Source organism: Candidatus Fusobacterium pullicola (genome assembly GCA_018883725.1).
GTDB classification, from domain to species: Bacteria; Fusobacteriota; Fusobacteriia; order Fusobacteriales; family Fusobacteriaceae; genus Fusobacterium_A; species Fusobacterium_A pullicola.
The window spans coordinates 1-19,621 of the sequence record JAHLFN010000033.1; the positions used below are offsets into that span (position 1 = coordinate 1).

A 19,621-nucleotide genomic window follows, 5' to 3' on the forward strand; every position below is an offset into this window, starting at 1 on the left:
TAGATATACCCAGCCCCTGATACTCACTACTGATAGCAAAACACTTTATAATATTTTTTTCCTTTGAAGCAGTAGCTATAATATTTTGATTCTCTCTAGCAACAACAGTATAATCGACAGATTTATCAAATTCTAGATTAAATTTTTTTAAAAAGTTAGTAATTTCTTCAAGTTCAACAAAATTATTAGGATTAACTTTATCTATATTCAACAGAATCTCCTCCTTTTTGAGAAAAAACTAATAATTAATCAACAATATCCTCACTAGTAGGAGCTGTTTTTGGTAACATATTTCCTAAATCAATATTTCCAACTTTATTTTTTATATTATTTAACTTATTAGATACATCTCCAAGATATCCAGTAAATACTTGTTTAGAGACTTCAGTTATCTTATCTCTATCCACAGCGAAAAGTGAGTACACAGCAGTGTCGTTCTCCCAAGCTCCCTTTTGAGTAGCATTTTTTAAAGCTAAATCTATAGCATAATCAGATAAGTCATCAACTACAGGTGTTATGATACCCTTAGAGTAGTTATCGGTATTAAGCATAAAAGTATCAAAGTTTATTTTAACCTCTTTCTTAATTTGCTCTCTTAATAAATCTTTAGCTTGTTTATTTGCTTTAGCTTGAGCTATTAATGCCCCACTTTTATCAATAGCTGAATAACCAACAGAGTAAAGCTCGTTTTCAGGATTAATTTTTGTAGCAATTTGCTCTTGAAGTGCTACAGGTACACTAGGGCTTTTTTTAGGTAGATTTTCATCAATAAAAGTGTTGATTGATGTACATCCAGAAATAAAAAAAGCAAATATTGAAATAAAAAATATAAATTTTTTCATAAAAAATTCCCTCCGTAAAAAATTTTTTAAAAATTTTAAAAAACGACTGTTTTCTTTAAATCCCCAATTTTTAATAGTTTAAAGAGCATTTAGTAATAATATTCTATAATATTAATTAATTAAAATCAAATATTTATTGAAATAATTGAAAAAATCCTATAAAATTAATTATTAGGAAGAGAAACGAGGAGGCAAAGATGGGATTTTTTTCTTTAAGTAAAAAAAATTTTTCTTTAAATAGTAGAAAGAAATATGTAACATTAACAATAGAAAGTAAAGAAAATGAAAAACAAACAGAGCATAAGCATATAGATAATAATCCAACTGGACTATGGGCTAAATGTCCTCACTGTCAAGAGATTTTATATAAGGAGGATATTGATAATAACTTAAAAAAATGTCCTAAGTGTGATTACTATTTTGAGATGTCAGCTAGAGAAAGAATTGCACTACTAATTGATGAAGGAACATTTGTAGAAGAAGATGCAAATCTATTTTCTCAAAACCCATTAAATTTCCCTCAGTATGAAGAGAAAAATAAAAAAGCTCAACTTGATTGTAATATGAATGAGGGAGTAATATCTGGAACTGGAAATATAGATGGAATAAGAGTAAGTATAGCAGCTATGGATTTTAAATTCATGGGTGGAAGTATGGGTTCTGTAGTAGGAGAAAAGATAACTAGAGCTATGGAGAGAGGTTTACAGGAGAGAATACCAGTAATAGTTGTATGTATGTCAGGAGGAGCGAGAATGCACGAAGGACTATTTTCCCTTATGCAGATGGCAAAAACTTCAGCAGCAGCAGAGAAGTTAAGAAAGGCTGGAGTTCCTTATATAGCTATTCCTGTTAATCCAACAACAGGAGGAGTTACAGCTTCTTTTGCTATGTTAGGGGATATAATTGTGAGTGAACCTAAAGCTATGATAGGATTTGCTGGTAGAAGAGTTATTGAGCAAACAATTAAGCAGAAACTTCCAGATGAATTCCAAACAAGTGAATTTTTACTAAAATGTGGAATGATAGATGTAATAACTAAGAGAGAGGATATGAAGGCTACATTACACAATATTTTAAGTAATTTAGTAGGATAATTTTTGGGAGGCAAAAATGGAATTTGAAAAAGAGATTGTAGAGATAGAGAAAAAAATATCTGAATTGAAGAAATTTTCAGAAGAGCAAGGAATAGATTTAAAAGAGCAGATTGAGAAATTAGAAAAAGCTTATGAAGAGAAAATAAGAGAAAAGTATAAAAATCTTAGCTCTTGGGATAAAGTATTTGTATCAAGACACCCTGAAAGACCTTATACTTTAGACTATATTCAAAATATGACAACTGATTTTATAGAGTTACATGGAGATAGATTGTATGGAGATGACCCAGCAATAGTTGGTGGACTTTGTAAAATAGATGGTAGAAAAGTGATGTTAATAGGACATCAAAAAGGTAGAACTGTTGAGGAAAAATTACATAGAAACTTTGGAATGCCAAATCCAGAGGGATATAGAAAAGCTCTAAGACTATACAAAATGGCAGAGAGATTCAATATTCCTGTGGTTTGTTTAATAGATACTCCGGGGGCTTATCCGGGAATGGAAGCGGAAGAACGTGGACAAGGAGAGGCAATAGCTAGAAACCTAATGGAGATGGCAGGATTAAAAGTACCTATTATCTCAATAGTTATAGGAGAAGGTGGAAGTGGTGGAGCACTGGCACTGAGTGTAGCAGATAAGATTTTTATGCTTGAAAACTCTGTGTATTCGGTAATTTCACCAGAAGGATGTGCAGCTATTTTATATAAGGACGCATCTAAAGCACCAGAAGCAGCAGAAAATTTAAAAATTTCTGCACAAAGTTTGTTGGAATTAGGAATAATTGATGGTATAATAGAAGAACCAGTAGGTGGAGCTCATAGAGATCATAAATGTATAGCTCTTAACCTAAAAAATATCATTTTATCATCATTTTCTGAATTGGATAAAATATCAGTAGAAGAACTATTGGAAAATAGGTATAATAAATTTAGGAAAATAGGTTCTTTTATCGTAAATGAGTAATAAAGGAGAGTTATTGGTGATGGAAAAGAAAATAGCAATTTTAACAAGTGGAGGAGATGCTCCAGGAATGAACGCTGCAATAAGAGCGGCGGCTAAAACAGCGATGGCAAAGGGAATGAAAGTGTATGGAATCCAAAGAGGATACCTAGGAATGTTAAATGATGAGATATTCCCAATGGATAGCGGATATGTTTCAGGAATAATTGATAGAGGAGGAACTCGTTTATTAACAGCTAGATGTTTAGAGTTCAAAGACCCTAAATTCAGAGCAATAGCTGCTCAAAATTTAAAGAAAAGAGGAATAGAGGGGTTAGTAGTAATCGGAGGAGACGGTTCTTACCGTGGAGCTGACCTATTATCTAAAGAGCATGGGATAAAAGTAATTGGTATCCCTGGAACAATAGATAACGATATCAAAGGAACAGATTATACACTAGGTTTTGATACTTGTTTAAATACAATATTAGATGCTATTTCTAAAATAAGAGATACAGCTACTTCTCACGAAAGAACAATTTTAGTAGAAGTAATGGGAAGACATGCAGGAGACCTTGCACTACAAGCTTGTCTTGCTGGTGGAGGAGACGGACTTTTAATTCCTGAAATGGATAATCCTATTGAATTACTAGCTTTCCAAATTAAAGAAAGAAGAAAACAAGGAAAATTACATGATATAGTTCTAGTAGCTGAAGGAGTAGGAAAAGTTCAAGATGTTGAAGCTGCTCTTAAAGAGAAAATAACTACTGAAGTAAGAAGCGTAGTATTAGGACACGTTCAAAGAGGAGGAACACCATCTGGATTTGATAGAGTTCTAGCTACAAGAATGGGAGCTAAAGCTATAGAGTTATTAGAAGCTGGAGAGGGAGGATTAATGGTTGGAATAGAAAACAACAAAATCATAACTCACCCTATCTCTTATGCTTGGGATGGAGAGAGAAACTATGACTTCAGACCAGATTATGAATTAGCTCTTCTTTTAGCAAAATAATTAACACAAGGAGGACTTTAAACATGGTAGATAATGTTTTAGAAGTAGTAAGAAAAGAGAGAAGAAAAAATAAGATAAAAAGAGAAATCGAAGATAACGATAAAAAAATCAGAGACAATAGAAAAAGAGTTGAGTTATTAACTAACTTAAAAGAGTATGTAAAACCTAATATGACTTATGATGAGTTCATGGATATATTAGAGAACATGCAATCTGATTATGAGGATAGAGTAGATGACTATATCATCAAAAATGCAGAATTAGGAAAAGAGAGAAGAGAAATCAACAAATCTTTAAAAGAGTTAAAGAAAGCTTTAAAAGAGATGTAGTAGGAAAAGAGATTTATCAATAAGGTTTTACCTTAGAGATAAATCTCTTTTTAGTTGTCTTTTAAAGTAACTACTTAGAAACGATAGTATAAATTAGTAGAGATGATAGAGTCTCCCTTTTTAAATTCGTCAAATCTGATATCTAAATTAGCTCCAATACCAAAGCTTTCTGAGAAACTTTTTTCAGCACCAATACCAACCCAAGTAGTATTTTTAATTTGATTAATTCCTTTAAATGTATGTTCTGTAGAACTATTGTTAAAGTGTCCTTTGAAGCTTAAATCCCTATCTCCAATATTAATCTGTTGATTGATATGTGAAGTAAGCTTTAGTGTATCATTAACTTTGTAATCACTACGTAATCCAAATATGATATTTTGTTGAATATATCTTTTATCCTTAGCAACTATTCCCCAGCTAGCACTATTTTCACTGAATCCATCTCTATCCAATATATCAAGTGAGTATCCAAGATATGGAGTAACATATTTAAAATCTTTTCCAACTTCTAAATATGTAGAGTACATAGTGTCGTTATGCTTTATTTTTCCACTTTGTAAACTTCCATCTTGAGCTAGAAGAGAACGATTTACCTCTGTATCGAAGTTTGTTACCCCTATACGAGATAAGATATAGCTATCATAATCAAGATAGTTTTTAGCATATAATGAAAGCCCAATAGAATCACTTTTATATTTTCCAGCAAATCTATTAAAGTCAGCACTACCATTAGAGTATGATATTGCAGCTCCAATTTGACTATTCCCTAATCTTCTATCCAGTCCGAAGTGTCCGCCACTAATCTCTGTATTAGCTGAAGCATATCCATCTTTTCTGAATTTTCCATGAGAGCCTTGGAAAGAAGCCCAACCTTGCCAATTAAAATCGCTTTCATAAAACTCTTTTAATGTAGCTAGATGGTTTGAGATACCTGTATTAATATTTTGAGCTTGTATAAAGTTTAGAGCTTGAGCAGAGGCATAAATCTCTCCTGAAACAATTTCAGTACTTGTTTTAAAAGTGTCATTAGACATAGTTAAGATTGTATTTCCAAGCTCTTTTTCATCAGCAGTAAGAGTTCCCTTTTGATATTTTTCATCTAACTCCTTTAATGTAGCCTCCATCTTTTCAGCTGTATTCTTAGAACTTTCCCCAGCCTCTCCTAAATAGGTAACTGCGTTTTCTCTTGCTATAGAAGCTACAAGTTTATCCTGTGATTTCTCTAAAGAGACAGTTCTCATTCCATTAATATTTATATTTCCTATCTCTCCTACAATATTTTTAGCCTCTAAAATTTCAGATTTTTCTTGGATAGAAGAGATGTAGTCATTAGCTTCTAAAGTAACAGCTAGATTATTGATATTAGCATCATTTAAAACTGTTAATTTAGCTCCTTGAGGTAGAGTTAGAGTTCCACCATTGTTTTGATACTCTCCAACAAAAGCCCTATTTCCAGTAAGTTTTAAATTTCCCTCATTAGCAACTGGATAGAATACCTCATTATCTTTACTATATTGGATATATCCTACAATAGAATCATTGTGTAGAACTAAAGTTCCCTCCTTACCAATATTAATTCCAGAAGCATGTCTTCTATATATTTCTAAAGTTCCATCTTCTATCTTAGACTTTTTCCAAAAGTTATTATCTCCAGTTAAAACTAAAGTTCCCTTACCCTTCTTTTTAAGTCCAGAATCTCCATGGATATTATTTTCAAAGTAACTTGTTGTATTTTCTGGAATATTAGCATTGAAATAGTAGTTCCAATCAGTTGTATCTAAGTTACTTGGTGTAGCTCTAAGTAATGTTTCTAAGAAAGCTCCAGGCCCTTTTAGAGCTCTAGCTGTATTTAATACTCCCCATCCATTTCTATAACTAGCTTCACTCTCTAAAAATCTTTTCTCTTCTTCAATACCATCTCCTACCCCTACTTTGTTAGTAGTAGTAAAAAGAGTCATTCTAATATCATTATTACTCATCCAAGGAAATTTACTTGCTACTTGAATAGCCGCATTTGCTACTCTAGGAGCAGCAAAAGATGAACCATATTTCTCTCCAGCATTTCCATTAGCAGATATACTCCAGTTTCTTGCTACTCCAGCATAAGCTAGATGTTTTGGATAGTAATTGTTATTATTATCATTTCCATCAACTCCAACTACTGATATCCATCCTTTTTCAATTCTTCTTTTGATCATAGGGGCGGCAGCTTGAAGTCCAGCATTAAAAAGTGTATCTCCATTTAGATCAAGATTACCATTAGCCCAGATAAAAAGTCCGTTTTCATCATTGACAGTTTTTTCATAAAAATCTAGGCTTTCTTGTCCAGATTTTTTTATCTCTTCAACATCTCCTAAAGTTTTCATACTGATTGCTTTTAATAGCTCTGTACGAAAAGTTTCTTTATTAGAGTAAATTTGCTTTTCATCTTTAGATAAAAAAGTTGAACCCCAAGATTGATTGAAGATTTTTACTTTTTTATTATTTTCACTATCACCTTTTTTCATTTCAGCTAAAATTTTCTTATAATCATCTAGTGAGAATTTAATAATATTTTGACCATCATATTTAGAGCTTAGGCTAGCAGCGACTGTTGTCGGAGAAATTCCTTCTAGAAGAGTATCCAAGACTAATTCTCCATGATCAGTATAGTTATTTTCATCTTTATCAAGAATAATGATTTTATCTCCATACTTTTTCTTTAGAGCATCACGATGAGTTAAGAAGTTACTATCTAAGATACCAACTATTAAGTCATTTCCTTTAGTTTCCACCTGAGGTATAGCAGGTTTTTCAAAGGCAAATAGAGAAGGGAATTTTCCAGTAGGTTCCTCTATCACTCTACTATTTTTTAGAGCATCAAAATTAGAATAAATGTTATTTCCTTCAGAACTCTCAGGAAGCTCCTTATCATATTGGGGATTTTTAGCTTGAGGATTAGGTATCATTTTAGTGGGAGCTACACTTCTAGGAGCACTACTCCCACCTCCACCACCACTTCCACCACAACTTGTGATGAGTAGGGCTAAACACATTTGTAAAATAGGATTTTTTATATAACTGTATTTTATCTTCAATAATTTTACCTCACTTTATATCTAATATTTATTTTTTATTATTATATATTAAAAAAATTTTTTTTTATTATTTCTTACTTGAAATTTTAAATTTTATACATAAAAAGTTAGTTTTTAAACTTTTATAAAAAAACTTGATTATTTTATATATATAAATTAAAATTTAGTAAAAAGAAGTTTACATATTAAAATGTTTAGAGGAGATGAGAAGGTGTGGGTAATTATAAAAAAATAGGAGTTATTATATTTTTTTCATTTATATTTTCTATAATAGCTTTGTATATATCTAGAGATACAAAGGACTTTATATATGTAGTACCTAATATAAAGAATTTTGAAGTATTAAATCCGGGATTTGGAAAGTATAGTTTAGAAAAATTGGATTTAAGTGGTGATAATGGAGAGATAAAACAACTTAATATTTTAAATGGAAGTATATTTTATGATGTTCCCAATGGGGAGTATAAAATTATCGGAGAGTATTTTAAAGATAGAGATGAGATTGTATTAAAAAAAGAGAGGGATTGGGAGAAAGTCTATTTAGATTTAGAGGGAGTTAGATTTACAAGTATTGAGGAGAAGTTTTTAGTTTTCTTAACTCTATTATTGATAGTTTTTAATGGATATCTCTATACCAAATTACAGAAAAAACTGCCGAAGAAAAGTATTTTAAATTACTCGTTTTTTCTGTTGACTTTGAAGATTTTCTTAAGTTTAAGATTGATTCCGAGTAATAATTTTATTCTATTATTAGATTTTTTAGTAACAAGGATAACTCTGTACCTATTGATTTTTTATTTCCTTCAGAGGATTTTTCCAAAAAAATTAAAAAAGTTAAAAGTTTTGACATATATTATATTGGGAGTCATCTATTTTTATAATGTGGTGATAGCCTTAATAATCTGCTCACCTCAGCTTTTAGTGTATCTATTAAGTGAGCATAGAGAGTTCTTAATTATACTCTCTTTTTTAAAAAAAAATATAGATTTAAGTAGAGTGTTGTTTCTACTTTTAGCTATAACATTTTTCTTTAATAGAAAGAAGATAAAAAGGGAGAAGATAGTTAGTTGGTCAGTTGTATGGGTATCATTTTTCTTTTTAGAGTTCTTTAGGGAGTTTTTTCCAGTAGCTGAAAACTTAAATTATTTTATTGATTTAATGGAGTTATTCTCAATATATTGGTTTTTTATCTTTTATACTTTTAAGATATATAGCAGAAATGTCTTGAGAGTAATACTATATTCAATAACTATAACTCTTAGTTATATCTCCCTATTTTATTTCAAAACTATGTCGGAATCAGCTATTATTATAGGGATAGTTATTCTTTTGGACTTTTATGCTTCAACAATTAACAAGATTATGTATGTAGCCACTCCAAAGATAGAGCATATATATAACAGGTTGTGTCTAATAAGTAGTATAGAGGAGTTTGAAAAACTTTTAGCTAGAGAGATAAAAAAAGAGTTAACATTAGAGAGTGTTTCGGTAAAAATTCTGATACATAAAAAGGATATAAAAAACTATGTAGATGGGGATTTAGATGATAATGCCATCATACCAAATGAGTTGCTAAAGCTAAAAAATTATGATTATGCTTATAGAATAGGATTTGATAAAAATAGGGAGATAGCTCTTGTATTTATTAAGGAAGAGGAAGTACCTCTCTCATTGGGAGAGCAGAATTTTTTGATGGAGTTACTATCAAAGAGTGCCAATATAATAAATAAGTTAAGAATAGAGCATCTATATAGGGAGGTAAGATAGATGAGAATAGGTTTAAATGTTGATGAAAATTTAAAAACCCTTTTTGATGAAATCTCCTCTTTAAAGTATTTGGATATGGAAAATGAGGAAGAGAGTTTAGAGATGATAGATTTAGTTGTAATAGACTCTAAAAAGGAGAGATTACAAGAGTATTTAGAGGAGTATAGGAGAAAGGGGATATTGATAATAGCTCTTATAGGAGAAAATGAGGTATATAAGATGAGAGAGCTATTTTTAAGTGGATTGATAGATGATTGTGTTCTCAGAAAAGATATTTTTAAAATAGAGGAGAGTATAGCAAAACTTTTAGCTCAAGGAAAAAAATATGATATATTCTATCTTTCAGATACTTTTAAAAAAGGGGTATATAGATTTTCAGAGGTAAACTACATCACATATTCAAGTGTGAATAGAAAGGTGGAATTTCATCTGACAGACTCAGAGGTGTTTGATATAAAGAAGAGTTTTTCAGAGATAGAGGAGGGACTAAAGGGGATAGATAGTTTCTATAAATTGGATAGAAGTACAATAATTAATATTAACTCAATTCAAATATTGGACTATAAAGAGGAGCAGATTATATTTAAAAACAGGGAGTATATATATACAAGTAAATTGAAATTAAAGGAGCTAGAGAGTAGTTATCTCAAGGAAAAAGGACAAAATTTCTTAATATTTTAAAGCTATTTTATAAACTCCTAGATGAGATAGAGGAGTAGAATTAGAAATTGTAGAGGAAATAGAATAATTTTGATAAATGTGGTATAATATAAGAAAAGAGATATTTCATATTTAAGGAGTAGATAATGGCAACTAAGAGTTTAGAAAGACTTATAGATGAATTTAATAAGCTTCCGGGAATAGGGAGAAAGAGTGCAGCAAGACTTGCCTTTCATGTATTGGAGATGAGAGAGGAGCAGGTAGAAAGCTTTATAACAGCTCTTCGTGAGGCAAAGGAGGTAATTAAAAGATGTCCAAAGTGTGGAGATTTTTGTGAAAGAGAGCTTTGTGATATCTGTAGTGATGAGTTAAGAGATACACATACTATATGTGTAGTAGAGGATAGTAGAGATGTAATATCCTTTGAAAAAATGGGAAAATATAAGGGACTATACCATATATTAGGGGGAAAAATAGCTCCACTAAATGGGATTACCCCTGATAAGCTGAATATAAAATCCCTTTTGGAGAGAGTGGCAGTAGATGAGATAGAAGAGGTAATATTGGCACTAAATCCAGACTTAGAGGGGGAAACAACAGCTCTATATCTTACGAAGTTATTGAAACCCTTTGGAGTAAAGGTTACTAAGATAGCTAGTGGAATACCAATGGGAGGAAATATAGAGTTCGCAGATAGTGCTACTATATCAAGAGCTTTAGAGGGAAGACAAGAGGTATAATGACACATAGAGGACATAATAAAATAGTAGAATAGGTCAAAGAAAGGAGAAAATATGATAGAGACACCAAGAGGAAATAGAGTACATATAGCAATATATGGAAGAACAAATGCTGGAAAGTCTAGTCTTATAAATAAAATAACTAATCAAGATATATCCCTTGTATCAGAGATGAGAGGAACGACGACTGACCCTGTGTATAAGGCTATGGAGCTTTTACCCATAGGACCAGTCGTATTCATAGATACTGCGGGGATAGATGATACTACTGAATTAGGAGAGTTAAGAGTAAAGAAGACAAAAGAGATTTTAAATAAGATGGATATAGCTCTTCTGTTGATTTCTACAGAGGTATTATTAGAAAATCAAGATTTAAGTTATGAAAAAGAGTGGATAAGAGAGATAAAAAAGAGAGAGAAACCATTTATAGTAATCTTAAATAAGATGGATTTAGTACCAGAGGGGAAAACTCAAGAGCTAATAGATAGAGTAAAAGTAGAGTTAGAGTGTGAAGTGAGTACAGTGGCTACCTCAAGAGAGGAGAGTATACAGAGAATAAAGGCTAAACTTATAGAGTATGCTCCAAAAATAATTATAGAGGAAAAGTTAATAGGAGATAAGATAAAAGTAGGAGATAGAGTTTTATTAGTAGCTCCACAGGATATACAAGCTCCAAAGGGAAGATTGATTTTACCTCAAGTACAGGTTATTAGAGATATATTGGACAATGGAGGAATACCAACAGTTGTAACTCTTGATAATCTAAAAGAGGGACTGGCTATATTTCAAGGAAGGCCAGATTTAGTTATAACAGATTCTCAAGTATTTAAAGCTATAGATGAGGTATTGGATAGAGATGTTCCCCTTACATCATTCTCTATAATTATGGCAAGAGCTAAGGGGGATTTAGATACTCTATATAGAGGAGCAAAGAGAATAAATGAATTAAAAGATGGAGATAGAGTTCTTATAGCTGAGGCTTGTACACATCATCAATTAAAAGGGGATATAGCAAGGGAAAAATTACCTATGTTACTACAAAAGAGAGCTGGAAATATTGTGATAGATAACTGCTCTGGAAAGAATTTTCCTGAGGATATCTCAAAGTATAGCCTAGTGATACACTGTGGTTCATGTATGTTAAATAGAGCAGAAACTATGAGCAGATTAGGAGTATGTTCAGGACAAGAGATTCCAATTACAAATTTTGGAATGGCAATAGCAGAGATTAATGGAATATTGGATAGAGTGATGGAGATTTTCAAGGAGGGATAATTATGAAAAAACTTATAATTATGTCTATGTTAGCAATAGGAAGTATTGCACAAGCTAGTTGGTGGGGAGAATTAAGTGGAGGAACGAGAGCAGCTATCATAGGTGGTTCAGCTCTTATATTAAATAACTCTTATCAAAATAGTGAACTAAAACATCAAAGAGATTTGGATAATTTAGATACTCAAATAAGAAGAGATTATGAGAGACAAGCAGTAATTGAAAATGCAAATAGAAAATATAGTGGTTCAGGAGTGCCAGCTAGATTGAAATATCCTACAGCTAATAACTATAGTGGACAAGGGTTTGAAAGAGAGATGAGAAGACCAGCTCCTCCACAACAGAGAGGAAAAATAATTTTTGCTGATGATAGAACTCAAATTATAGAATTATCAGATGGAACAAGAATAACATTAACACAATAATAAAGTTAAAATTTAGTTTAAATTAAAATAAAAGGAAAAAACTTCATAAGATCTTGTAAACAAGCAAAGTAAAGTTTTTTCCTTTTTTTCTTTTATAAAATTTTATTCATAAAATATAAGTAATTAATCTTCCCAACATTCAACATTTTTAAGTCCAGGAATAGATGATTTTCTAAATTGTGGATTTAATCCCTTACGTTTTTGAGAGATATAATCTTTTAAGGCTGCTATTGCAAACTTTCCTAAAAGTCCAATAGCTATTAGATTTATAATTGCCATTATTCCCATAAATAAATCTGCCATATCCCATACCACTTGTATTTTAGCTAAACTACCAAACATAACCATTCCTACAACAAAGGCTCTATATATATTTAATATAAATTTACTTCCATTTAAAAATTCTATATTAGCTTCTCCATAATAATAGTTTCCTATTACAGATGAGAAAGCAAACATAAATATACAGATTGCTATAAAGATAGATCCCCAGCTACCAACTTGAGAAACAAGAGCATCTTGAGTAAGTTGTATTCCATCTGAAACTCCCTTAAAACTTTCACCAGAGATAAGAATTATGAAAGCAGTTGCAGAACAGATTAATAAAGTATCTGTAAATACTCCCAGAGTTTGAATTAATCCTTGTTTAACAGGGTGAGATACATTAGCAGTTGCTGCGGCATTAGGAGCACTTCCCATACCAGCTTCATTAGAGAATAACCCTCTTTTAACACCTTGCATGACTATAGTTCCAACTCCTCCTCCAATAGCTTGATTAAATCCAAATGCTCCTTCTATTATTTGTCCAAATACATGTGGAATCATACCAATATTTTTAACTATTACAAATAATGCTATTAAAACATAGGCTACAGCCATTATTGGAACTATGTATTCAACAAACTTTGCAATTCTTTTAACTCCACCAAATATTATAATCGCTGTCATAATAGATAAAACTATACCTAAAGCTCCTCTATTTACAGAAAATGCTTTTTCAAAAGCTAGTGTTATAGTATTTGCTTGTACAGAGTTAAAAATTAGCCCGAAAACTATTGAGATAATTATAGAGAATAAAATTCCCATCCATTTTTGTCCTAAGGCTTTTTCCATATAGTAAGCAGGACCACCTCTAAAATGATCTCCTTCTCTTTCTTTGTAAATTTGTGCAAGAGTACTTTCAACAAAACTAGAACTTGCTCCAATAATTGCCATAACCCACATCCAAAATACAGCACCAGGCCCCCCTATTGATATAGCTATAGCTACTCCAGCTAAGTTTCCAGTTCCTACCCTTGACGCTGTAGAGATACAAAATGCCTGAAATGAAGATATACCATTATGTCCATCTTTACCTTTTAATGCACCTTCCCCTAATAGTAAAAACATCTCTTTTAACATTTTAAATTGAACAAATCCAGTTCTAACTGTGAAATAAATCCCCAAACCAACTAACATTACAATTAAAACATATGACCATAAAAAGTCATTTAATCCATAAAAAAAATTTAAAATAAAACTCACTACTTTCCTCCTCAGATTTTGATATAAAAATTTATTACTGATATAATAAACTATTAGTCAATTTATGTCAATGATTTTTATTAATATTTTAGCTATATAATCATATAAATTTTATATAGTCACTATTATATGTTTACTATAACATTTTTATGTTAACTTTTTTAGTAAATTTATTTTTATATAAATATAATTTAATTGTATTTTGTTTCAAATATAGAACTTTTATATAAGAAGTAAGATAAAAAATTAAGCCATAAAATAAAAAAGGAAAAAGTCCACCGTAACAACTAATACACTAGTATCAATTATTATAGGCAAACTTTCTCCTTCTATTTAATTAAATTATTTTATTTTTGGGAAATATTTTGTATGTAGTAATTCATGTGCCTTATGGCTTAATGGATAATCTAAGTACTTATCATACATAGCTTTTACAAATGGATTTTCGTGAGATCTTCTTATTTCTAAGTTTCTATCTATCTCGTTTAATCCTTCTGCTCTCTTTTCTAGAGCTATTTGCTTTTTCAGTGCTTTCGGCTGTCCACCACCACCGATACATCCACCTTTACATGCCATGATTTCAATAGCGTGGAAGAACTCTTCTCCTGCTCTTATCTTATCTAGCATTTTTGCTGCTTCTTCTAATCCGTGGGCAACTCCAATTCTAAGTTCAATATGACCTATTGTTAACTCAGCAACTCTGAATCCATCCCAACCTCTTAATTCAGTAAAGTCTATATTATCTAAATGACTTCCTGTAATCATTTCAACAGTTGTTCTAGTAGCAGCTTCAATAACTCCTCCTGTTCTTCCGAAGATTATTCCTGCTCCAGAGTATTGTCCTAATGGATTATCAAATTCCATCTCTTCAACATCATTTAGGTCAATTCCAGACTCTTTGAATATTTTTATTAACTCTCTTGTAGAGATTACATAGTCAGTATCATAGTTATCTCCTCTTGAGAACTCAGGTCTAGCTGCCTCATATTTTTTAGCAAGACATGGCATAATTGCAACTGAAGCTATCTCTTCTCTTCTATATCCTTGCTCTTTAGCCCAGATATCCTTTGCTATTGTTGAGAATATCTCCATAGGTGATTTAGCTGTAGATGGTACGTCCATCATATCTGGATAGTTTTGCTCAATGAATTTTACCCAAGCTGGACAACATGAAGTTAGTATTGGAAGTTTTACTGTATCATCTCCATTATAATATCTTTCTAATCTTTCTTGGAATTCAGCAGCTTCTTCCATTACTGTCATATCAGCAGCCCAAGTTGTATCAAATACATAATCTACTCCTAATTTTTTAAGAGCTCCTACTAATTTTTTCTCAACGTTTGTTCCTGGCTCAAATCCAAAAGCCTCTCCTATTGCAACTCTAACAGCTGGTGCTACTTGAACAACAACTTTTTTATTTGGAGTTGCTAAATCTCTTAATAGATTTAACGTGTGGTCCCCTTCAAATATAGCTCCTACTGGACATGCAGCAACACATTGTCCACAGTGAGTACATCTGTCATTATCTATTGTGTGTTTCTCTTTTAATTTTCCATCTATACATTTTACTGGACACACTCTTGCACAAGCTGTACATCCAATACATTTATCTGTAATTCTAAATTTTAATAGGTGGATACACTCTCCAGCTGGACATCTATGCTCTTCGATATGCTCCTCTATTTCACCATAAAATTGCTCTATACTTTCTAAAATTAAATTATGTTTTTGATTTAATTTTGTTTTAATTGTTTCTGATAGATATCTTAATAGGTAAACATCTCTCATTGTAGCTTTACCTTTAGAAATTCTATCTAATATTCTCCAAATTCTCTCTATCTCATTTTCTACTTGGAAATATTGCTCATATTCACTATTTTTTACTTTTCCGATTAAGAATTCTATATAGAATTTAGCAAAAGTTATTATACAGTCCTCTTCTGATAAGATAATTATATTTTTTTCTACTCCCTCTGGGAAAAGAGAAAAGTCTATAACCTTATCTAAACTTCCAGCTGTTAAAAATCCTCCAAATGGAAGTCCGAATTGAGCAGCTTTAAAATTCTTTTTATTTTTTATTCCTCCAACTAATTCAATAACATCTCTTAAAGTTGAATTTTCTGGAATTTCAATAGTTGCTGGGTTGTTTACCCTTCCTGCTATTGTTACTAATTTTTCATTGTTTTGCTCTCCAACTTTTTCCTCTAAATCTTCTACTACTGAGAAAACTGAACCATATGAACTTTGAAGAATGAATCCTTTATCTGACATCTGTCCTCCTATTTTAGCTTCATTTAAAAATCACTTAAATTTTGTAAAATATTACTTTACTTTTCTATCTTAATACTATTATTATTGTAACTAATATTACATAAAATTTCAAGTATTTTTTTTATATTTTACATATACTGAACAATATTTTTTCATTAAATCAAAAAAATGACCCACATATCTATGAGTCATTACTTTTTTAAAACACATTTTGAAATAAGACTGTTAAAAAGGAAACAATAAAAATCTTTATCATTAAAATTCTTTGATAAAGTGGCATCTTTAATGTTAAAACATAGTGCTTTAGAGTTACATATCCTCTATATTTTTTCTGTCCATTTAAAAACATAAAAACCTCAAAAGTTATTACTAACAATATGTTAAAAATTAAAGTTCTTGCCATCTTTCCCTCCTATACTATCCTCTATAATAAATAGTTAATCCTTTCAAAAAGTTTCTAATATACTTATCTCCACACTCCCTATAATTTTTGTGGTCCTCTTTTCTAAAAACTGCACTTAATTCTGAAGGAGATAACTCAAGTCCCGCTAATTTAAAAATATGTAACATATCTTCACTCTTTAATGAAAGTGCTATTTTTAACTTTTTTAATATAATATTATTAATATTATTTTTAGTCATCTTTACAGGTGTATACTCTTTTCCATCTTTTGGCTCTTGCTTACCTCTTTTTAAGATAATCAATCCATCTAGGAATGATTCTAAAGCTCTATTATTACACTTTAAAAAATCCTCTTCTCCTTCTCTTTTTAAAAGATTTAATAAATCCTCATGAGTAATTGGATTTTCTCCATACTTAAATATATCTAGCATTGTTTTATCTTTTATATTCAGAGCATATCTAACTCTTCTTAAGATATCATTGTTTGTCATTTCTCCTCCTAAAATATGCCATTATTTCATATAATTCTACTCTATTTAATAATAATTGTCAAATAAAATGATTATAAGAAAAAAAGAGGATATTTCTATCCTCTGATTTACCTTGGCGCTCCCAGAAAGATTCGAACTCTCGACCCTCTGATCCGAAGTCAGATGCTCTATCCAGCTAAGCTATGGGAGCTATTTATTACATTCTTTCAGCTATTAATTTTGCTGCCATTTCTTCAGCTATAGCTTCTAGTTTTGCAACATCTTCAGCTTTTGGAGACCCTTTCACTTCTACTGGTTCTCCTACAACTTCTACACCATTTAAAGCATCAGCAAAAGCTTGGATTCCTCTTACTCCTCCACCGCTCCACATCATGCTTCCAAAAATTCCAACATATCTATTCTTTAATCCATAGTTTTCTAATTTGTGTAGTAATGGTTGAATTTTAGGATATACAGAGTTGTTGTGTGCACAAGAACCTATAATTAATCCTTTGTATTTCCAGATTTCACTAATAATAAAACTTAAATCTGTCTTAGAAGCGTCATAGATTTTAATCTCTTTTATTCCACAACAGTTTAGTTTTCTTCCAATTATCTCAGCCATTTTAGCAGTATTTCCATACATACTTCCGTAAACTATTACTACTCCTTCTGTTTCTGGCTCTAATTTTGCCCAAGTTTCATATAATGATACAACTTTTGCAATATCTGTTCTCCATATTAATCCGTGAGATGGACAGATGAATTTTATCTCTAATCCACCTAATTTTTTAATAGCATTTACAACTTGAGGACCATATTTTCCAACTATATTAGAATAATATCTTCTCATTTCGCTTTGATAGAACTCAAAATTTACTTGATCATCAAATATTCCACCATCTAATGTTCCAAAACTTCCAAAAGCATCATTTGAGAATAATATTTTATCAGTTATATCATAAGTAACCATTGATTCTGGCCAGTGTACCATTGGCATCATAGCAAAAGTTAATTTATGAGTTCCTAAATCAAGAATATCTCCCTCTTTAATAGTTACAAAGTGTTCTACTGGGAAATCAGGTGTGAAAGCTTGTAACATTCCTAGTGTTTTAGCATTTCCTACGATTTTAACTTCTGGAAATAATCTGATAACTTCTTTTAGTCCACTTGAATGGTCTGGCTCAACGTGGTTTACAACTATATAATCTAATTTTCTTCCCTTTAAACATTCAACTATTTTATCTAAAAATGTTGAAGCACTTCCTAATTCAACTGCATCAATTACACAAGTCTTCTCATCATCGATGAAATAAGAGTTGTAAGTTACCCCATAAGGTAGAGGCATGTAGTTTTCAAATCTTTCTGTTTTTCTGTCGTTAACACCTATCCAAGTTACACTATTTGTAATCTCTGTACAAAAATACATTTTCTCCTCCTAAAATTTTAATTTTTTTATATATGTTTTACCTTGTTTTCATACATTTCTACACAAATTTAAAAAATTAAATCTAACTTAACACTTTTTTATATTATAATAGAATTATCAAATTTTTTCAAATTTTTTATAAAAAATTTTTTAAAATTTTAAAACTTTTTTTAAATCTGTCAAATTTATGTTATAATTATATATGTTGCTTGATAGCAAAACACAATCATGACCTAGGAGGTATAATATGCACCCAGTACTTTTTTCAATAGGTGGATTTGAAATAAGATTCTATGGTTTAATGTATGCTCTCTCATTCTTTTTAGGAATAGAGATTGCTAAATTTATGGCAAAGGAGAGAGGATATGATAGTAAAATAATTGAAAATTACGCATTTATTGCCATGATATCTGGGCTTCTTGGTGGGCGTCTTTACTATGTTATTTTTAATTGGGATTATTATTCAAAATATCCAACTGAAATTTTGGCTACATGGCATGGTGGAATGGCAATTCATGGAGGAATTATTGGAGGAATTATTGGAACTTTCATATATGGATATATTAAAAAACTAAATCCTCTTACTTTGGGAGATTTTGCTGCTGCTCCACTTCTTTTAGGACAGGCACTTGGTAGATTTGGTAATTTTATGAATGGAGAGATTCATGGAGTCCCTGTTTTTACTCCTTGGAAGATAATTTTTTCAATAAAGCCAGCTTTTTATGAATGGTATAATAATTATCTTACTTTAGATATTTTTGAAAAGTTAAAATATAAAGCTTTAGTTCCATGGGGTATTGTTTTTCCAAGTACTTCCCCAGCTGGAGAAGAGTTTCCAAATATTCCTCTACATCCAGCTATGCTCTATGAATTAATATTAAATTTTCTTGGTTTCCTTTTTATATTCTTTTATTTGAGAAAAAAAAGAGATAAAGCTCCCGGATATCTTTGGTGGAATTATATTATTATTTATAGTGTAATTAGAATTTTTGTAAGTTTTTTTAGAGCTGAAGATTTAATGTTGTTAGGAATGAGAGCACCTCATTTAGTTAGTCTTTTAATGATTATTTTCTCAATAATAATGATAAAAATAGGAGAAAAAAACAAAAAAAGTTAGTGTCTTACATATAAAATGTCAATATTTTATAAAAATAATTTATTTTTTTCTTGACATATTTTCATTATTATGATAATATAATTTTCGTGATGAGCGATGCGGGAATAGCTCAGTTGGGAGAGCGTCAGCCTTCCAAGCTGAATGTCGCGAGTTCGACCCTCGTTTCCCGCTCCATTTCATCTGGGGATATAGCTCAGTTTGGGAGAGCGACGCACTTGCACTGCGTAGGTCAGCGGTTCGATCCCGCTT

The 19,621-nt window shown here is 31.0% G+C and carries 18 protein-coding genes and 2 tRNA genes; 11 read left to right on the forward strand and 9 right to left on the reverse strand.

The window, feature by feature from the left end:
• Both IAA47_03770 and IAA47_03775 read right to left on the reverse strand, forming a co-directional pair.
• Positions 1-211 (reverse strand): [citrate (pro-3S)-lyase] ligase (locus IAA47_03770; GenBank protein MBU3842088.1); only part of this gene is annotated, 211 nt, incomplete at its 3' end.
• A 34-nt stretch (positions 212-245) separates the two neighbouring features.
• Complete coding sequence (locus tag IAA47_03775) at positions 246-842, reverse strand: hypothetical protein (protein ID MBU3842089.1); 597 nt, start codon at positions 840-842, stop codon at positions 246-248.
• Between the two features lie 197 nt (positions 843-1,039).
• Here IAA47_03775 and accD point away from each other — a divergent pair, with 197 nt between their 5' ends.
• From accD to IAA47_03795, 4 genes are read left to right on the forward strand one after another with little or no spacing between them, the layout of a single operon-like run.
• On the forward strand, positions 1,040-1,936 hold the full coding sequence (accD, locus tag IAA47_03780) for an acetyl-CoA carboxylase, carboxyltransferase subunit beta (GenBank protein ID MBU3842090.1): 897 nt from the start codon (positions 1,040-1,042) through the stop codon (positions 1,934-1,936).
• A gap of 16 nt (positions 1,937-1,952) precedes the next feature.
• Positions 1,953-2,900 carry an acetyl-CoA carboxylase carboxyltransferase subunit alpha gene (locus IAA47_03785; GenBank protein MBU3842091.1) on the forward strand — a complete coding sequence of 316 codons (948 nt, stop codon included), beginning with the start codon at positions 1,953-1,955 and terminating at the stop codon, positions 2,898-2,900.
• Between the two features lie 19 nt (positions 2,901-2,919).
• Positions 2,920-3,888 carry a 6-phosphofructokinase gene (gene pfkA, locus IAA47_03790; protein MBU3842092.1) on the forward strand — a complete coding sequence of 323 codons (969 nt, stop codon included), beginning with the start codon at positions 2,920-2,922 and terminating at the stop codon, positions 3,886-3,888.
• A 23-nt stretch (positions 3,889-3,911) separates the two neighbouring features.
• Complete coding sequence (locus IAA47_03795; protein MBU3842093.1) at positions 3,912-4,217, forward strand: DUF496 family protein; 306 nt, start codon at positions 3,912-3,914, stop codon at positions 4,215-4,217.
• A gap of 74 nt (positions 4,218-4,291) precedes the next feature.
• On the opposite strand, the gene IAA47_03800 is transcribed toward IAA47_03795, so the two are convergent.
• Complete coding sequence (locus tag IAA47_03800; GenBank protein MBU3842094.1) at positions 4,292-7,294, reverse strand: autotransporter domain-containing protein; 3,003 nt, start codon at positions 7,292-7,294, stop codon at positions 4,292-4,294.
• A 213-nt stretch (positions 7,295-7,507) separates the two neighbouring features.
• Here IAA47_03800 and IAA47_03805 point away from each other — a divergent pair, with 213 nt between their 5' ends.
• The 5 genes from IAA47_03805 (at position 7,508) to IAA47_03825 (ending at position 12,158) form a co-directional block, all read left to right on the forward strand.
• Positions 7,508-9,061 carry a hypothetical protein gene (locus IAA47_03805; GenBank protein ID MBU3842095.1) on the forward strand — a complete coding sequence of 518 codons (1,554 nt, stop codon included), beginning with the start codon at positions 7,508-7,510 and terminating at the stop codon, positions 9,059-9,061.
• Positions 9,062-9,742 (forward strand): LytTR family transcriptional regulator DNA-binding domain-containing protein, encoded by a 681-nt coding sequence (locus tag IAA47_03810; protein ID MBU3842096.1) that lies wholly within the window; start codon positions 9,062-9,064, stop codon positions 9,740-9,742.
• A 125-nt stretch (positions 9,743-9,867) separates the two neighbouring features.
• Positions 9,868-10,461 (forward strand): recombination mediator RecR, encoded by a 594-nt coding sequence (gene recR, locus IAA47_03815; protein MBU3842097.1) that lies wholly within the window; start codon positions 9,868-9,870, stop codon positions 10,459-10,461.
• 54 nt (positions 10,462-10,515) lie between these two features.
• Positions 10,516-11,736, forward strand: a complete 1,221-nt coding sequence (gene hydF, locus IAA47_03820; protein MBU3842098.1) for a [FeFe] hydrogenase H-cluster maturation GTPase HydF — start codon at positions 10,516-10,518, stop codon at positions 11,734-11,736.
• A gap of 2 nt (positions 11,737-11,738) precedes the next feature.
• Complete coding sequence (locus tag IAA47_03825; protein ID MBU3842099.1) at positions 11,739-12,158, forward strand: hypothetical protein; 420 nt, start codon at positions 11,739-11,741, stop codon at positions 12,156-12,158.
• Positions 12,159-12,281: 123 nt separating this feature from the next.
• Here the strand turns inward: IAA47_03825 and IAA47_03830 are convergent, their stop codons facing one another.
• The 6 genes from IAA47_03830 to IAA47_03855 form a co-directional block, all read right to left on the reverse strand.
• Positions 12,282-13,682 carry an alanine:cation symporter family protein gene (locus IAA47_03830; GenBank protein MBU3842100.1) on the reverse strand — a complete coding sequence of 467 codons (1,401 nt, stop codon included), beginning with the start codon at positions 13,680-13,682 and terminating at the stop codon, positions 12,282-12,284.
• A 342-nt stretch (positions 13,683-14,024) separates the two neighbouring features.
• Positions 14,025-15,953: a [FeFe] hydrogenase, group A gene (locus IAA47_03835; protein MBU3842101.1), complete on the reverse strand. Its 1,929-nt coding sequence runs from the start codon at positions 15,951-15,953 to the stop codon at positions 14,025-14,027.
• 199 nt (positions 15,954-16,152) lie between these two features.
• Positions 16,153-16,356: a hypothetical protein gene (locus IAA47_03840; protein ID MBU3842102.1), complete on the reverse strand. Its 204-nt coding sequence runs from the start codon at positions 16,354-16,356 to the stop codon at positions 16,153-16,155.
• Between the two features lie 14 nt (positions 16,357-16,370).
• Complete coding sequence (locus tag IAA47_03845) at positions 16,371-16,847, reverse strand: DUF1456 family protein (GenBank protein MBU3842103.1); 477 nt, start codon at positions 16,845-16,847, stop codon at positions 16,371-16,373.
• Positions 16,848-16,960: 113 nt separating this feature from the next.
• A tRNA-Arg gene (locus tag IAA47_03850) sits at positions 16,961-17,037 on the reverse strand.
• Between the two features lie 6 nt (positions 17,038-17,043).
• Complete coding sequence (locus IAA47_03855; protein MBU3842104.1) at positions 17,044-18,255, reverse strand: FprA family A-type flavoprotein; 1,212 nt, start codon at positions 18,253-18,255, stop codon at positions 17,044-17,046.
• A 247-nt stretch (positions 18,256-18,502) separates the two neighbouring features.
• Between IAA47_03855 and lgt the strand changes: the two genes are divergently transcribed.
• Positions 18,503-19,372 carry a prolipoprotein diacylglyceryl transferase gene (gene lgt / locus IAA47_03860; protein MBU3842105.1) on the forward strand — a complete coding sequence of 290 codons (870 nt, stop codon included), beginning with the start codon at positions 18,503-18,505 and terminating at the stop codon, positions 19,370-19,372.
• Between the two features lie 98 nt (positions 19,373-19,470).
• Positions 19,471-19,546, forward strand: a tRNA-Gly gene (locus IAA47_03865).
• The last annotated feature ends 75 nt before the right edge of the window (positions 19,547-19,621 follow it).

Excerpts from the sequence above, each read along its gene's own strand:
- IAA47_03775 (MBU3842089.1), bottom strand. The coding sequence starts at position 842 with ATGAAAAAATTTATATTTTTTATTTCAATATTTGCTTTTTTTATTTCT.
- accD (MBU3842090.1), top strand. The coding sequence starts at position 1,040 with ATGGGATTTTTTTCTTTAAGTAAAAAAAATTTTTCTTTAAATAGTAGA.
- IAA47_03785 (MBU3842091.1), top strand. The coding sequence starts at position 1,953 with ATGGAATTTGAAAAAGAGATTGTAGAGATAGAGAAAAAAATATCTGAA.
- pfkA (MBU3842092.1), top strand. The coding sequence starts at position 2,920 with ATGGAAAAGAAAATAGCAATTTTAACAAGTGGAGGAGATGCTCCAGGA.
- IAA47_03795 (MBU3842093.1), top strand. The coding sequence starts at position 3,912 with ATGGTAGATAATGTTTTAGAAGTAGTAAGAAAAGAGAGAAGAAAAAAT.
- IAA47_03810 (MBU3842096.1), top strand. The coding sequence starts at position 9,062 with ATGAGAATAGGTTTAAATGTTGATGAAAATTTAAAAACCCTTTTTGAT.
- recR (MBU3842097.1), top strand. The coding sequence starts at position 9,868 with ATGGCAACTAAGAGTTTAGAAAGACTTATAGATGAATTTAATAAGCTT.
- hydF (MBU3842098.1), top strand. The coding sequence starts at position 10,516 with ATGATAGAGACACCAAGAGGAAATAGAGTACATATAGCAATATATGGA.
- IAA47_03825 (MBU3842099.1), top strand. The coding sequence starts at position 11,739 with ATGAAAAAACTTATAATTATGTCTATGTTAGCAATAGGAAGTATTGCA.
- IAA47_03835 (MBU3842101.1), bottom strand. The coding sequence starts at position 15,953 with ATGTCAGATAAAGGATTCATTCTTCAAAGTTCATATGGTTCAGTTTTC.
- IAA47_03840 (MBU3842102.1), bottom strand. The coding sequence starts at position 16,356 with ATGGCAAGAACTTTAATTTTTAACATATTGTTAGTAATAACTTTTGAG.
- IAA47_03845 (MBU3842103.1), bottom strand. The coding sequence starts at position 16,847 with ATGACAAACAATGATATCTTAAGAAGAGTTAGATATGCTCTGAATATA.
- IAA47_03855 (MBU3842104.1), bottom strand. The coding sequence starts at position 18,255 with ATGTATTTTTGTACAGAGATTACAAATAGTGTAACTTGGATAGGTGTT.
- lgt (MBU3842105.1), top strand. The coding sequence starts at position 18,503 with ATGCACCCAGTACTTTTTTCAATAGGTGGATTTGAAATAAGATTCTAT.